Consider the following 14,072-nt stretch of genomic DNA (forward strand, 5'->3'; position numbering starts at 1 on the left):
CGGGATTTGAATGTGATAAATGTCCTGGATTGGTTATCCCAGAACGTGCGCCCACAACGCCCGCGCCGCGCTGGCCCACGGCTCGGCCTGGGCGGGGTCGATTTGGGTGGGCGCTTCGTCCAGACGAGCACGGTGCTGCCACTGGCGCAGTTGGCGGTAGGCGTCGGCGGCGGCGTGGCCCATGCCAGGGGGCAGCAGCCCGGCCGCCTCGGCGCGTTGCAGCAGGGCGATGTTGCCGGCGTTGTCGCGCAGCGCGGGGTGCGCGGCGCTGTGCGCCAGCACCAGGTACTGCACGGCGAATTCGATGTCGATCATGCCGCCGGGGCTGTGCTTGAGGTCAAAGTAGCCAGGGCGAACCGGGTGCGCGTCGTACAGGCGCTGGCGCATGGCGCGAATCTCGGCCGCCAGCGCGGCGTGGTCGCGCGGGGCGGTGATGACGGCCTGGCGCACGGCGTCGAAGCGCGCGCGCAGGTCGTCCGCGCCGACGACAAAGCGCGCGCGCGTCATGGCCTGGTGTTCCCAGGTCCAGGCGGTGTTGCTGCCGCGGTTTTGCTGGTAGTTGGCGTAGGCGTCGAAGCTGGTGACCAGCAGGCCCGAGTTGCCATTGGGGCGCAAGGCGGTGTCGATTTCAAAGAGGTCGCCTTCGCCGGTTTTGACGGTGAGCCAGTTGATGAGCTTGCGCACGAAGGCGGCGTAGATTTCGGGGGCGCGCTCGTCGTCGTCGTCGTAGACGAAGACGATGTCGAGGTCGCTGCCGTAGCCCAATTCCTTGCCGCCCAGCTTGCCGTAGCCGATGATGGCGTGCCGCGGTTCGTCGCGGTGGCGGCCCCGCAGGCGCTGCCAGCACCAGCGGCCGGTGACGTCCAGCACCGCGTCGGCCAGGGCGCTGAGGTCGTCGGCCACCTGTTCCACCGTCAGCAAGCCTTCGACGTCGCGCGCCAGCGTGCGAAACACCTCGGCGTGGTGGGCGCGGCGCAACAGGTCCAGCAGGGCTTCGTCGTCGTCCTCGCCGGTTTTGTGCAGCGCCCAGCGGCGTTGCTCCAGGTCGGCCACGAAGGCCGCGCGGTCGAAGCGCGTGGCGTACAGCTCGACGCTGGCCAACTCGTCGATGACGCCGGGGTGGCGCAGCAAGTAACGCGCCGGCCAGCGCGCCGCGCCCAGCACGCGCAGCATACGCTCGTGCACGGCGGGGCGTTCTTGCAGCAGCGCCAGGTAGGCCTCGCGGCGCAGCAGCGGCTCGATCCAGTCCACCAGCCGGATGGCGGCGGTTTCGGTCACGCGCCCGGCGTCGATCCAGGCCACGGTGCGCTCCAGCAACCGCACCAGGCGCGTGCGCGCTTCGTCGCGCAGCGCCAGCACGCGCGGATGCTCCACCCAAGGGGCCAAGCGCTCGGCCAGCGCGGGCGGGCATTGGGGCAGCAGGGCAGCAAGGTCGTCGGGCGTGGCGCGGGTGTGGCCGTTGCAGCCTTTGCCGTTGCAGCCGCCGCGCTCGCCGCCCAGCAGGGTGTCGAACTCCTGCGCCACCACCTCGCGGTGCGCGTCCAGCGCACGCAGAAACGCCGGGGTGTCGGCGTAGCCCATGGTGACGGCGATCCAAGCCAGGTCGTCGTCGCGGGTGGGCAGCACGTGCGTTTGCTGGTCGTCCAAGTACTGAATGCGGTGCTCGACGCGGCGCAAAAAGGTGTAGGCGTCGGCCAGTCGCTGCGCCTGGTCGGCCGGCATCAGCCCGGCGCGCGCAACGCGCTGCAGCGCTTGCAGCGTGGGGCGGGTGCGCAGCTCGGGGAATTGCCCGCCGCGCACCACCTGCAGCAGCTGCACGATGAATTCGATTTCGCGGATGCCGCCGCGCGAGAGTTTGACGTCCCAGGCGCGTTCGGGGTGACCGGCGGCGCGGCGTGCGGCGTGGTCGCGGATTTGGCGGTGCAAGCGGCGCAGCGCTTCGAACACGGCGTAGTCCAGGTAGCGCCGAAACACGAACGGCAGCACCACCGGGCGCAACCACTGGCCGGTGCCGGCGCGCCGCGCGGCGGCGGCCGGGGCCACGACGCGGCTTTTGAGCCAGGCGAAGCGCTCCCACTCGCGCCCGTGGGCTTGGAAATAATCCTCCAGCGCCCCCAGGGGCACGGCCGGCGGACCGGAGTTGCCATTGGGCCGCAACGCCAGGTCCACGCGAAAGGCCTGTCCGTGCTCGGTGACGTCGCTGATGAGCGCTTGCATGCGCTTGACCAGCTTGGCGAAATACTCGTGGTTGGTGATGCGCTGGCGGCCTTGCGCGTCGCCCGCGGTTTCGCCGTCGGCCTCGTACACGTAGATCAGGTCGATGTCGCTGGAGACGTTGAGCTCGCGCGCCCCCAGCTTGCCCATGCCAACGATCCACCAGGCGCAGGGCCGCTGGCCACGGGCATCGGCCGCGGGGGCGTTGGGGCCGGGCGCGGGGCCGTCGACGTAAGGGGAGCCGTGCACGGCGTCCAGCTCCGCGCAGGCCAGGGCGGCCGCTTGGTCCAGCACGAATTCGGCCAGCGCGGTGACGGCGCGGGTGATGTCGGCCAGCGCGGCGCCGTGTTCACAGTCCAGCACCGCCAGCCGTTCCAGCGTCAGGTGACGCAGCACGCGCAGCGCCGCCGCAGGTTCGTAACCCCGGGCGCGCAGCGCGTCCCACGTGGCGCGCAGCGCGTCCGGCCCGGGCGCACCGGGCGGCAGCAGGGCAAGCTCGGGCGCGTAGCGCCGCCGCACCCGCTGCACGAAGCGGCTATGCTCGGCGCTGGCGGCGGAACCGGTGTGTGCCGTGGCGATCATAATGTTTTCGTGACCCCATCCTTGGACCATCCTCCCGTGGCGCGGCGTTGGCGCATCGCGGCGTCGGCCAGCCGCGTCGTGTTGGGCGTGGCGTTGGCCGGCTGGTGCGCGCTGCTGCTGGCGTGGGCGGCGCTGCAATGGTGGATTGTGCCGCGGGTCGACGCCTGGCGTCCGTGGCTGCAGGCGGCGGCCACACGGGCGCTGGGGGTGCGCGTGGAGCTGCAGCGCATCGACGTGGTGCGCGGGGGAGTGACGCCCCAGCTCGCGCTGCATGGCGTGCGGCTGATCGACGCCCAAGGCCGCGAGGCGTTGCACGTGCCGCTGGCGCAGGCGGTGGTGTCGCCACGCTCCCTGCTGCAACTGGGGTTTGAGCAGTTGGTGGTGGACGGGCTGGCGCTGCAGGTGCGCCGCTTGCCCGATGGACGCTTGCAGGTGGCGGGCATGGAGGTGACGCCCGGGGCCGACGACGGCGCGCTGGCGGACTGGCTGTTCGCGCAGCGCGAGGTGGTGTTGCGTGGCGCGCAACTGACTTGGATCGACGAAGGACGGCCGCAGGCCCCGCCGCTGACGCTGACCGACGTGGTGGCGGTGCTGCGCAACCCCGGCTGGCGCCACGAGCTGCGGCTCGACGCCACCCCGCCACCGCCGTGGGGGCAGCGGCTGAGCTGGCGCGCGCGCTTCACACAGCCCCCATGGCAGGTGGCGCGGGGCGATTGGCGGCGGTGGTCCGGTCCGTGGTACCTGGAGGCCCCGGCGCTGGACGCGGGGGCGCTGGCGCCGTACCTGGACCTGACCGCCTGGGGGCTGCAAACGGTGCGCGGCGTGGGTGCGGTGCGCGCGTGGGGCGATGTGCGCGCCGGGCAATGGGTGTCCTGGGTGGTCGACGTGCATGGGCAGGACGTGAATCTGCGCTGGGACGCCGCGCGCGAGCCGCTGGCGCTGGCGCGCGTGCAGGGGCGTGTGACCCTGCAGCGCGACGGCGAGCGGGTGCGCTGGCGTACCCAAGGTCTGCAGGTCGACGCGGCCGAGGGGCTGCGCTGGCCCGAAGGCGATGTGACGCTGGAGCTCACGCCCAGCGGTGGGCAAGGCTGGCGCGCCTGGGCCTTGCAGGCCGACCGGCTGGACCTGGCCGTGCTGCAGCGTTTGGGGCGCGTGCTGCCGCTGGGTGAGCCGGCGCGGTGGCTCGACGAGCTGCGGCCAGCCGGCGTCGTGCAAGGCCTGCAGTGGCGTTGGCAGGCCGCCGGCGGTGACGGGACACCCGCGCGCTGGTCGGGGCGGGGGCGGGTGCAGGGGTTGACGCTGGCCGCCGGCCCGGTGACGCCGCCGCACACCTGGGGGCGGCCGGGCGTGGAGGGGGCGGACGCCGAGTTTGAGTTCGACGAACGCGGAGGGCGTGCCGAGGTGGCGCTGCGCCGCGGCGCCATCACGCTGCCGGGCGGGTTCGATGAGCCGCGGCTGACGTTCGATCAGTTGCAAGCGACGCTGCGCTGGCGGCTGCAGGGCCAGGCCATGGAGTTGGAGGTGCCGCGCCTGACGTTGGCCAACGCGGACGCCCAAGGGCAAGGACGGCTGTCATGGCGCACCGCCGACCCCGCGCGCAGCGGCGCGCGTGACCGCTTTCCCGGCGTGCTGGACCTGGACCTGCGCCTCAGCCGTGCCGAGGGCGCGCGCGTGGTGCGCTACCTGCCCCACGAGGTGGGGGCCGACGTGCGCGCCTACCTGCGTGACGCCATCCGCGCCGGGCGCGCCAGCGATGTGCGCTGGCGCATCCAGGGCGACCTGTGGGATTTTCCGTTTGCGCAGCCGCATCAAGGGACGTTCCAGGTGCAGGCGCAGCTGCACGACGTGACGCTGGACTACGCGCCGGCCAGCGTGCTGCCCGCCGGCAGCTTGCCTTGGCCCGCGCTGCAACTGACGCAAGCGCAGCTGCGCATCGACGGCAGCCGCCTGGAGGTGCGTGCCGCCCGAGGCAGCGTGCGCGGCATGCCTGGGCTGCAGGTGCTGGCCGAAGCGACGATCCCAGACTACATGGCCGACGCGCCGCGCCTGCAGGTGCACGGCAGCGTGCGCGGGCCGCTGGCGCAGGCGCTGCGCGTCGTGGCCGAGTCGCCGCTGCAGGCGCTGACCGGCGGCGCCCTGGACGCGGCCCAAGGCAGCGGCTCGGTGGAGGTGCCGCTGGAGCTGACGATGCCGCTGGCCGACACCGGCGCCACGCGCGTGCGCTGCCAGGTGCGGCTGGCCGGCAACGAGGTTCAACTAAGCCCCGCGGTGCCTCCCCTGCGGGAGGTGCGGGGCACGGTGGAATTCACCGACCAAGGCTGGCGCCTGGCCGGGGTGGGGGCGCGCGCCCTGGGCGGCGAGGTGCGGCTCAGTGGCGGCTCGCTGCCAGGGCAGCCGCAACGGCTGCGCGTGCAAGCGCAGGGCAACGCCAGCGCCGAGGGGTTGCGCGCCCAATCCGCCTGGGGTTGGGCGCGTTGGCTGGGCCGCCACGCCCAGGGCAGCGCCGGCTACAGCGTCACGCTGGAGGGTGGGGGCGATGGTTTGGGTGTGCGCGTCGAGACCGACCTGCGCGGGCTGCGGCTGGACCTGCCGGCGCCGCTGGCCAAGGCGGCCGAAGCCGCTTGGCGCACCCGCGTCGAGCTGCAGCCGGTGGCCCCCTCCACGGGCGGCGGGCGCGACCGCCTGCGCCTGCAGGTGCAGGCCGAGGCGCTGCCGGGGGGCGCGCTGTTGGCCGAGTACGAGCGCGAGCACCAGGGCGAGCGCACCCGGGTGCTGCGCGGGCGGCTCGCCCTGGGGGCCGCGCCACCGTCGTGGCCGGACGAAGGCGTCGTGGCGGCGTTGCGCCTGACGGCGCTGTCCGCCGACGGCTGGATGGAGGCGCTGGACGCGGGCGGGGGCGGCGACGCGGCGGGCGCTGCGCTGGCCGATGCCCAAGCGTACTGGCCGACGCGCTTGGGGGTTGCGGTGCAGCGGCTGCAGTGGGGGGGGCGCACGTTCGACGGCGTGACGCTGGGCGGCAGCCGCAGCGGCGACCTGTGGCGCTTGACGGTGGCGGCACGCCAAGCCGACGGCTACGTGGAGGCCGACCTGGGGGCGCAGCCGCGCGTGCGCGCGCGGCTGAGTCGTTTGCAATTGCCCGCGGGGGCCGACGCCGACGTGGAGCGCCTGGCCAGCCACCCACGCGCTTTGCCGGCCATTGACGTTGTGGTGGATGATTTTGAGCTCGCTGGGCGGGCGCTGGGGCGGCTGGAGGTGCAGGCCATCAACCGCGACGCCGCCCAAGGCGGGGCGGCGCTGCGCGAGTGGCGGCTGCAGCATTTGCAATTGACCTTGCCCGAAGCGCGCCTGAGCGCGCGCGGCAACTGGGCGCCCACCGCGGCGCTGACGGCGCCGGGGCAAGCGGCCAGCGCGCGGCGCACCGCGTTGCAGCTGCGGCTGGACATCGAAGACGCCGGTGCGCTGCTGGAGCGCTTCGGCTGGCCGGGCACCGTGCGCGGCGGGCGGGGGCGGCTGGAAGGGTCGCTGGGGTGGCTGGGCTCGCCGCTGGCGCTGCACGTGCCCAGCCTCAGCGGCGAGCTGGAGCTGGACCTGCAGCGTGGCCAGTTTCTCAAGGCCGACCCGGGCGTGGCCAAGCTGCTGGGGGTGCTGAGCCTGCAGTCGTTGCCGCGTCGGCTGACGCTGGACTTTCGGGACGTTTTCAGCGAGGGCTTTGCCTTCGACAGCGTGCGCGGCAACACCACGATCACGCGCGGGGTCGCCAGCACGCGCAACCTGCAAATGAAGGGGGTCAGCGCCGCGGTGCTGCTGGAGGGCAGCGCCGACTTGGTGCGCGAGACGCAAGACCTCACCGTGGTGGTGGTGCCCGAGCTCAACGCCGGCACGGCGTCGTTGCTGGCCTCGATGGTCAACCCCGTCACCGGGTTGGGCACGCTGTTGGCGCAGCTGGTGCTGCGCCAACCGCTGCAGGCCGCGGCCACGCAGACGTTTCGCATCACCGGCCCGTGGGCCGACCCGCAGGTGGAGCGTGTCGCGCGTACCATAGCGCCATCGGACAGTACCGCCAACCCCGCGGAGCGCACGCCATGAAAGTTGCCGCTATCCAGATGGTGTCGGGCAGCAGCCTCGACCACAACCTTGCCCAGGCGCACGAATTGCTGGACCAGGCCCGCCACGCCGGCGCCGAGCTGGCCGTGCTGCCGGAGTACTTTTGCCTGATGGGGCAGCGCGACACCGACAAGCTGCTCATCGCCGAAACGCCGGGGTTGGGCACGGTGCAGGATTTTTTGAGCGACACCGCGCGTGAGCTGGGGCTGTGGATCGCGGGTGGCACGCTGCCGCTGGCCACCGACGACCCGCAGCGCGCGGCCAACGCCACGCTGGTGTACGACCCCCACGGCCGCTGCGTCGCGCGCTACGACAAGATCCACCTGTTTCGCTTCCACGACGGGCAGCAGGGCTACGACGAGGCCGCGGTGCTCAAGGCCGGTCAGCAGCCAACGGCGTTCGAGCTGACCGACCGCGCCGGGCAGCGCTGGCGGGTGGGGCTGAGCGTGTGCTACGACCTGCGCTTTCCGGAGCTGTACCGGGCGCTGGCGGCCGACATCGTGCTGGTGCCGGCGGCCTTCACCCATGTCACCGGGCAGGCGCACTGGGAGGTGCTGCTGCGCGCGCGCGCCATCGAAAACCAGGCCTACGTCATCGCGGCGGCGCAAGGCGGGCTGCACGACAACGGCCGGCGCACCTGGGGCCAGAGCATGGTCGTCGACCCGTGGGGGGTGGTGCTGGCGCAGCAAGCCACCGGGCCGGGCGTGGTGGTGGCCGAGCTGGACCGCGCCCACCTGGACGACGTGCGGCGGCGCCTGCCTGCGCTGCAGCACCGACGCCTGTGATGGCGCACCGGCGCGTTCAACGCGGCGGCTCGTCGCCGTGGGCGGGCGGATCGGCTGGCGGTGGTTCGCCGCGCTTGCGGCCCGCGAACATGGTCCACCAGACGATGAACACGAACAACAACAAGGCTCCGAGGGCTTCGAGCAGCAGCAGCGTCATGGTGCGTGTAGGAGCAGGATGGCGGGCAGGTTGCTGGCTGATGGGGGCGGCGCTGTTGGTGGCGTGCAGCACACCCGCGCCGCCGGGCGGCAGCGTAGCAGAGCCGGACGCGGCGCGCGAAGTTCCCGTGCCGTCGGCAACGACGGCGCCGGCCGCGCCCCCTGCGCCAGCCGAGGCGGCCGCTGCGACGCGCTGGGACGACACCGAGGCCCTGCCCGTGGTGCAGGCCGGGCACCCCGTGTGGCAGCAAGCCGACGCCGCCCCGCTGCCCGCGCCGCTGCTGCGGCCCAAGGCGCTGTGGCAACCGGTGCGCTGGGCCGACCTGCCCGGCTGGGGCCGCGACGCCCTGCCCGAGGTTTGGAACGCCTGGCTGCGCAGTTGCGAGCGCCCCGCGCCGCCGTGGGGCGCCCTGTGCCCGCAGATCCGGCGCCTCAGCATCGCCGAGCCGGCCGAGCGCTACGCCTGGGTCATGCGCCACTGGCAGCCGTACCGCATCGTGGCGCCCGACGGCAGCCCCACCCCGGGGTTGCTGACCGGCTACTACGAGCCGGAGTTGCCGGCAAGCCGCCAGCGCGACGCGTTGCACCGCATCCCGCTGTACGGTCCGCCGCCGGCGCTGCAGGCCGCCGCCGGGCAGCCGTGGCTGACACGGCGCCAAATCGAATCCGACGCCGAGGTGCAGGCGCGGCTGGCGCCGCACGTGCTGGCGTGGCTGGCCGACCCGCTGGACGCGCTGCTGTTGCACGTGCAGGGGTCGGGGCGGCTGCGCATCACCGAGCCGGACGGCCGCCAGCGGCTGGTGCGGCTGGCTTTCGCCGCGCACAACGGTCACCCCTACCAAAGCGTGCTGCGCGCCCTGCTGCAGCGCGGCGACATCCGCGAAGGCACCTGGGAAGCGCTGCGCGCGTGGGCGCAGGCCAACCCGCAACGGCTGGACGAGGTGTTGTGGACCAACCCGCGCGTGGTGTTTTTTCGCGAAGAACCGCTCGATGCGCTGGACAGCCAGTTTGGCCCGCGTGGGGCGCAAGGGGTGGCGCTGACACCGGGCCGCTCGGTGGCCGTGGACCGCGACGCCATCCCCTACGGCACACCGCTGTGGCTGGTGTCGCACGGGCCGGTGGCGCGGCTGCAGCGCCTGGTGCTGGCGCAAGACACCGGCGCGGCCATCGTGGGCGCGGTGCGGGCTGATTTTTTTGTCGGCTGGGGGGCCTCGGCTTACCCCGTGGCCGCGGGCCTGAAGCAGCCGCTGCACTTGTGGGCGCTGTGGCCGCGCGCGCAGCCCCTGCCGGCCGAGGCCACACGCTGACCCGCCATCCGTATCGACAGGAGAACCACCATGCAACCCCGCATCGGCATCCTCACCGGCGGCGGCGACTGCCCCGGTCTCAACGCCGTCATCCGTGCCGTGGCCAAGTCCCTGATGCGCCAGTGCGGCGCCGAGGTCATCGGCATCGAAGACGGCTTTGCCGGGCTGATGGAGGACACGCCGCGCGTGCGCGCGCTGACGTGGGACGCGGTCAGCGGCATTTTGATGCGCGGTGGCACCATCCTGGGCACCAGCAACCGCGCCGACCCGCTGCGCAGCGCGGCCGACACCGAGCGCGTGCTGCGCCACGTGGCGGCGCTGGGGCTGCAGGGGCTGGTGGTGATCGGCGGCGACGGCAGCATGAGCATCGCGCACGGGCTGGCGCAGCACGGCCTGCGCGTGGTGGGCGTGCCCAAGACCATCGACAACGACATCCCGGGCTGCGAGCGCAGCTTCGGCTTTGACACCGCGGTGGCCACCGTCACCGAGGCGATCGAGCGGCTGCAGACCACCGCGCAAAGCCACGGGCGTGTCATGATCGTCGAGACGATGGGCCGCTGGGCGGGCTGGATCGCGTTGGAAGCGGGGCTGGCCGGGGCGGCCGACGTCATCCTGTTGCCGGAAATCGACTACGACATCGAGGCCGTGGCCGCGGTGTGCCGCGCGCGCGAGCAGCGCCAGCGCTACACCATCGTCTGCATCGGCGAAGGGGCCAAACCCATCGGTGGCCAGTACACGGTGCGCGCCACCGTCGAGGGCAGCCCGGACCCCATCCGGCTGGGCGGCGTGGCGCACGCGCTGGCCGCCGCGCTGCAGCCGCGCGTGCGCAGCGAGGTGCGCGCCACCGTGCTGGGCCACGTGCAGCGCGGCGGCAGCCCCACGCCGTTCGACCGCGTGCTGGCCACCCAGTACGGCAACGAGGCCGCGCAGCTCGTGATGGCCGGCGCCTGGGGGCGCATGGTCACGCTGCAGCACGGGCGCTTGGGCAGCGTGGCGCTGGCCGACGCCGCGCACGGCAACCGCCGCGTGCCGCTGGACGATCCGCTGCTGCGCGCGGCGCGCCAGATCGGCATCAGCCTGGGCGAGCCGTCGGTGTGAGCGCCGCTGTGGCGGATGCGCCACGTGGCGGGTGGATGCGGTTGTCGCCGCGACGACAGGTTGGGGGTTCGGCGCCGCCCGCCGCGCCAAGGCGGTCGAGGTCCCTGGGGTTTACCTGACGCCGCGGGCCGGCGCCGTTCGGGCATAGTAGAGGCTTTCAACTTTCTGACAGGTGAGAGCCATGAAACGTACCGTGATCGCCTTGGCCGCGGCCTTGGCGCTGGGGGCCGGCGCCGCATGGGCCAAACCGTTCAAGTGGGCCAGCGCGGGCGAAATCTCGACGTGGGACATCCACTCGCAAAACAACGCGCTGCAAAACGGCATCCACGCCGCGGTGTACGAGTCGCTCGTGTACTACAACAGCAAAACGTTCAAGGTCGAGCCGGTGCTGGCGCAAAGCTGGCGCGAACTCAGCCCGACGCAGTGGCGCTTCACGCTGCGCAAAGGGGTCAAGTTCCACGACGGCGCGCCGCTGACGGCCGACGACGTGGTGTTTTCGCTGACGCGGGCGATGGCCAAGACCTCCAACTTCGCCATCTACACGCAAGGCATCGACAAGGTTGTCAAGGTCGATGACCACACGGTGGACATCATCCTCAAAGGCCCCAACCCGGTGCTGCTCAACCAGCTCACCGAGCTGCGCATCATGAACAAGGCCTGGGCGGAGAAAAACCGCTCCACCGAGCCCAAGGACATGAAGACCAGCGACGAAAACTTCGCGCACCGCAACGCCAACGGCACGGGGCCCTTCATCCTCAAGCAGTGGGTGCCGGATCAGCGCATGGTGCTGGAGCGCAACCCCAACTACTGGGGCAAGATCGACAGCAACGTCACGCAAATCACCTACACCCCGATCAAGTCCGACGCCACGCGCATGGCGGCGCTGCTGTCGGGTGAGGTCGATTTCGTGCTCGACCCCACGCCGCAAGACCTGCCGCGGCTGCGCAACAACGCCAACCTCAAGGTCGTCGACGGCGTCGAAAACCGCACCATCTTCCTGGGCATGGACCAGTTCCGCGACGAGCTGCCCGGCAGCAACGTCAAGGGCAAAAACCCGCTCAAGGACCTGCGCGTGCGCAAGGCGCTGTACCAGGCCATCGACATCGACACCATCCACCGCGTGACGATGCGGGGCCTGAGCCAGCCCACCGGCGCGCTGGTGGCGCCGCAGGTGGCTGGCTGGAGCGAGGCGGTGCACAAGCGGCTGCCGTACGACGTCGAGGCGGCCAAAAAGCTGCTGGCCGAAGCCGGCTACAAAGACGGCTTTGAAGTCGACTTCGCCTGCCCCAACAACCGCTACATCAACGACGAGCAAATCTGCCAGGCCGTCACCGCGATGTGGGCCAAGATCGGCGTCAAGGCCAAGCTGCGCACGCTGCCGCTGACCACGTACTTCCCGATGATCCAGCGCTACGAGGCCAGCATTTACATGCTGGGCTGGGGCGTGCCCACGTTCGACGCGCTGTACAGCCTGCAGTCGCTGGTGCGCACGCCCGGCCCCGGGGGTGATGGCAACTACAACGTCGGGCGCTACAGCAACCCCAAGATGGACGCCATCATCGACCGCGCCAAGACCGAGACCGACCCCTTCATCCGCCCGCGCTTGCTGACCGAAGCGCTGCAGCTGCACAACGACGAGGTGGTGCACATTCCGCTGCACAACCAGATCATCCCTTGGGCGATGAAGAAGTCCGTCGACACCGTGCACCGCGCCGACAACCGCATCGACTGGCGCGTGCTCACGGTCAACTGACGTGCCGGCGGGGCCCCGTGCCCCGGATGCGCGCGGCACCGCCCCGGCCGGTCCCCAGGCCGCGGGGCGGTGTTGGCGTTGTGGTCAGACCGATCGCGCGGCGCCGCCAGGCCAGCCTGGGTGGGCGCTGCTGAGGGGTTGTCGAGATGTTGGCTTTTATCGTGCGCCGCTTGCTGCAGGCGGTGGTGGTGATGCTCAGCGTGGCGCTGGTGGCGTTCATGCTGTTTCAGTACGTGGGTGACCCGGTGCTGCAAATGCTCGGGCAGGACGCCACGCCCGAGGAAGTGGCGCGTGTGCGCGCCGAGCTGGGGCTGGACCAACCGTTCATCGTGCAGTTTGCGCACTTCGTGTGGAACGCCGTGCAGGGCAACTTTGGCGTCAGCCTGCGCCAGGGCACGCCGGTGGCGCAGTTGATCGTCGAGCGGCTGCCGGCGACGCTGGAGCTGGCGCTGGTGGCGGCGCTGCTGGCGCTGCTGCTGGGCATCCCGATGGGGGTGGCCGCGGCGCTCAAGCGCGGCACCTGGCTGGCGCAGCTGCTGATGACGTTTTCGTTGCTGGGGGTGTCGCTGCCGACGTTTTTGATCGGCATCGTGCTGATCCTGGTGTTTGCGGTGCAGTTGGGCTGGCTGCCCAGCTTTGGTCGCGGCGAAGTCGTGCACCTGGGCTGGTTTTCCAGCGGCCTGCTGGCGCCGGGTGGCTGGCGCCATCTGGTGCTGCCGGCGCTGACGTTGGCGATTTTCCAGCTCACGCTGATCATGCGCCTGGTGCGCGCCGAAATGTTGGAGGTGCTGCGCACCGACTACATCAAGTTCGCGCGCGCCCGCGGACTGAGCGACCGCGCGGTGCACTTCGGCCACGCGCTGAAAAACACGCTGGTGCCGGTCATCACCATCACCGGGCTGCAGCTGGGTGGGCTGATCGCCTTTGCCATCATCACCGAAACGGTGTTCCAGTGGCCCGGCATGGGGCTGCTGTTCATCCAGGCGGTCACGTTTGCCGACATTCCGGTGATGGCGGCCTACCTGTGCCTGATCGCGCTGATCTTCGTCATCATCAACCTCATCGTCGACGTGCTGTACGTGGCGGTGGACCCGCGGCTGCGCGTGGACAAGGGCGCCGGCCACTGACGGCCGCGCGACAGGAGCAAAACCATGAAACGTTGGTGGATACGCTGGTGGGACAGCGACATCGCGTACAGCTTTCGCCATTCGCCGGCGGCGTTGTTGGCCGCGGCCATCGCGCTGCTGTGCGCTGTGGCGGCGCTGGCCGCGCCCTGGGTGGCGCCGCACAACCCGTTCGATCTGGCCGCGCTGGAGCTGGGCAACGCGCGCCTGCCGCCGGTGTGGTACCCCGAGGGTCGATGGGACTTCCTGCTCGGCACCGACGACCAGGGGCGCGACATTTTGTCGGCGTTGATCTACGGCGCGCGCATTTCGCTGTTCGTGGGGCTGGTGTCGGTGGCGCTGTCGGTGCTCATCGGCGTCGCGCTGGGGCTGCTGGCGGGCTTCGTCGGGGGCTGGGTGGACGCGCTGCTGATGCGCCTGTGCGACGTGATGCTGTCGTTTCCGGCCATCCTGATCGCGCTGCTGATCGCCGGCGTGGGCAAGGCGCTGTTTCCGGACGCGCACGAGGCGCTGGCCTTTGGCGTGCTGATCGCCTCGATCACGCTGACGGGCTGGGTGCAGTACGCGCGCACGGTGCGCGGCTCGACGCTGGTGGAGCGCCACAAGGAGTACGTGCAGGCCGCGCGCGTGATCGGCGTGGCGCCGTGGCGCATCATGCTGCACCACGTGCTGCCCAATGTGCTGGGGCCGGTGCTGGTGCTGGCCACGATCCACGTGGCCACCGCCATCATCACCGAGGCGACGCTGAGCTTTCTGGGCGTGGGCGCGCCGCCGACTTCGCCGTCGCTGGGCACGCTGGTGCGCATCGGCAACGACTACCTGTTTTCGGGGGAGTGGTGGATCACCATTTTCCCCGGCGCGATGCTGGTGTTGATCGCGCTCAGCGTCAACCTGCTGGGCGACTGGCTGCGCGACGCCCTCAACCCGCGCCTGCGCTGAACCCCGGGAG

Annotated in this window: 9 protein-coding genes; 7 read left to right on the forward strand and 2 right to left on the reverse strand. The window is 71.6% G+C overall.

Going from position 1 to position 14,072, the window contains the following annotated elements:
• Positions 1-33: 33 nt before the first annotated feature.
• Positions 34-2,796 carry a bifunctional [glutamate--ammonia ligase]-adenylyl-L-tyrosine phosphorylase/[glutamate--ammonia-ligase] adenylyltransferase gene (gene glnE / locus EDC36_RS05085; RefSeq protein WP_132962170.1) on the reverse strand — a complete coding sequence of 921 codons (2,763 nt, stop codon included), beginning with the start codon at positions 2,794-2,796 and terminating at the stop codon, positions 34-36.
• 9 nt (positions 2,797-2,805) lie between these two features.
• On the opposite strand from glnE, the gene EDC36_RS05090 reads away from it, so the two are divergent.
• Both EDC36_RS05090 and EDC36_RS05095 read left to right on the forward strand, forming a co-directional pair.
• The gene (locus tag EDC36_RS05090) at positions 2,806-6,882 is read left to right on the forward strand and encodes a YhdP family protein (RefSeq protein ID WP_165902819.1); all 4,077 of its coding nucleotides are present in this window, start codon (positions 2,806-2,808) and stop codon (positions 6,880-6,882) included.
• Positions 6,879-7,685 carry a carbon-nitrogen hydrolase family protein gene (locus EDC36_RS05095; RefSeq protein WP_132962172.1) on the forward strand — a complete coding sequence of 269 codons (807 nt, stop codon included), beginning with the start codon at positions 6,879-6,881 and terminating at the stop codon, positions 7,683-7,685. Before EDC36_RS05090 ends, EDC36_RS05095 begins: the two co-directional genes overlap by 4 nt.
• A 16-nt stretch (positions 7,686-7,701) precedes the next feature.
• Here the strand turns inward: EDC36_RS05095 and EDC36_RS13165 are convergent, their stop codons facing one another.
• Entirely contained in the window at positions 7,702-7,842 is a 141-nt protein-coding gene (locus EDC36_RS13165; protein WP_165902815.1) for a hypothetical protein, read from the reverse strand.
• Here EDC36_RS13165 and mltA point away from each other — a divergent pair.
• The 5 genes from mltA to EDC36_RS05120 all read left to right on the forward strand — a co-directional run bounded on the left by mltA (position 7,775) and on the right by EDC36_RS05120 (position 14,062).
• On the forward strand, positions 7,775-9,148 hold the full coding sequence (gene mltA / locus EDC36_RS05100) for a murein transglycosylase A (protein WP_132962173.1): 1,374 nt from the start codon (positions 7,775-7,777) through the stop codon (positions 9,146-9,148). The genes EDC36_RS13165 and mltA overlap by 68 nt on opposite strands.
• 30 nt (positions 9,149-9,178) lie before the next feature.
• Positions 9,179-10,246, forward strand: a complete 1,068-nt coding sequence (locus EDC36_RS05105; protein WP_132962174.1) for a 6-phosphofructokinase — start codon at positions 9,179-9,181, stop codon at positions 10,244-10,246.
• Positions 10,247-10,427: 181 nt separating this feature from the next.
• Positions 10,428-11,999, forward strand: coding sequence for an ABC transporter substrate-binding protein (locus EDC36_RS05110; RefSeq protein WP_132962175.1), 1,572 nt, complete (start codon positions 10,428-10,430; stop codon positions 11,997-11,999).
• 146 nt (positions 12,000-12,145) lie between these two features.
• Entirely contained in the window at positions 12,146-13,126 is a 981-nt protein-coding gene (locus tag EDC36_RS05115) for an ABC transporter permease (RefSeq protein ID WP_132962176.1), read from the forward strand.
• A gap of 24 nt (positions 13,127-13,150) precedes the next feature.
• The gene (locus EDC36_RS05120; RefSeq protein WP_132962177.1) at positions 13,151-14,062 is read left to right on the forward strand and encodes an ABC transporter permease; all 912 of its coding nucleotides are present in this window, start codon (positions 13,151-13,153) and stop codon (positions 14,060-14,062) included.
• Positions 14,063-14,072: the final 10 nt, after the last annotated feature.

The organism is Tepidimonas ignava, assembly GCF_004342625.1.
Classification (GTDB): Bacteria; Pseudomonadota; Gammaproteobacteria; order Burkholderiales; family Burkholderiaceae_C; genus Tepidimonas; species Tepidimonas ignava.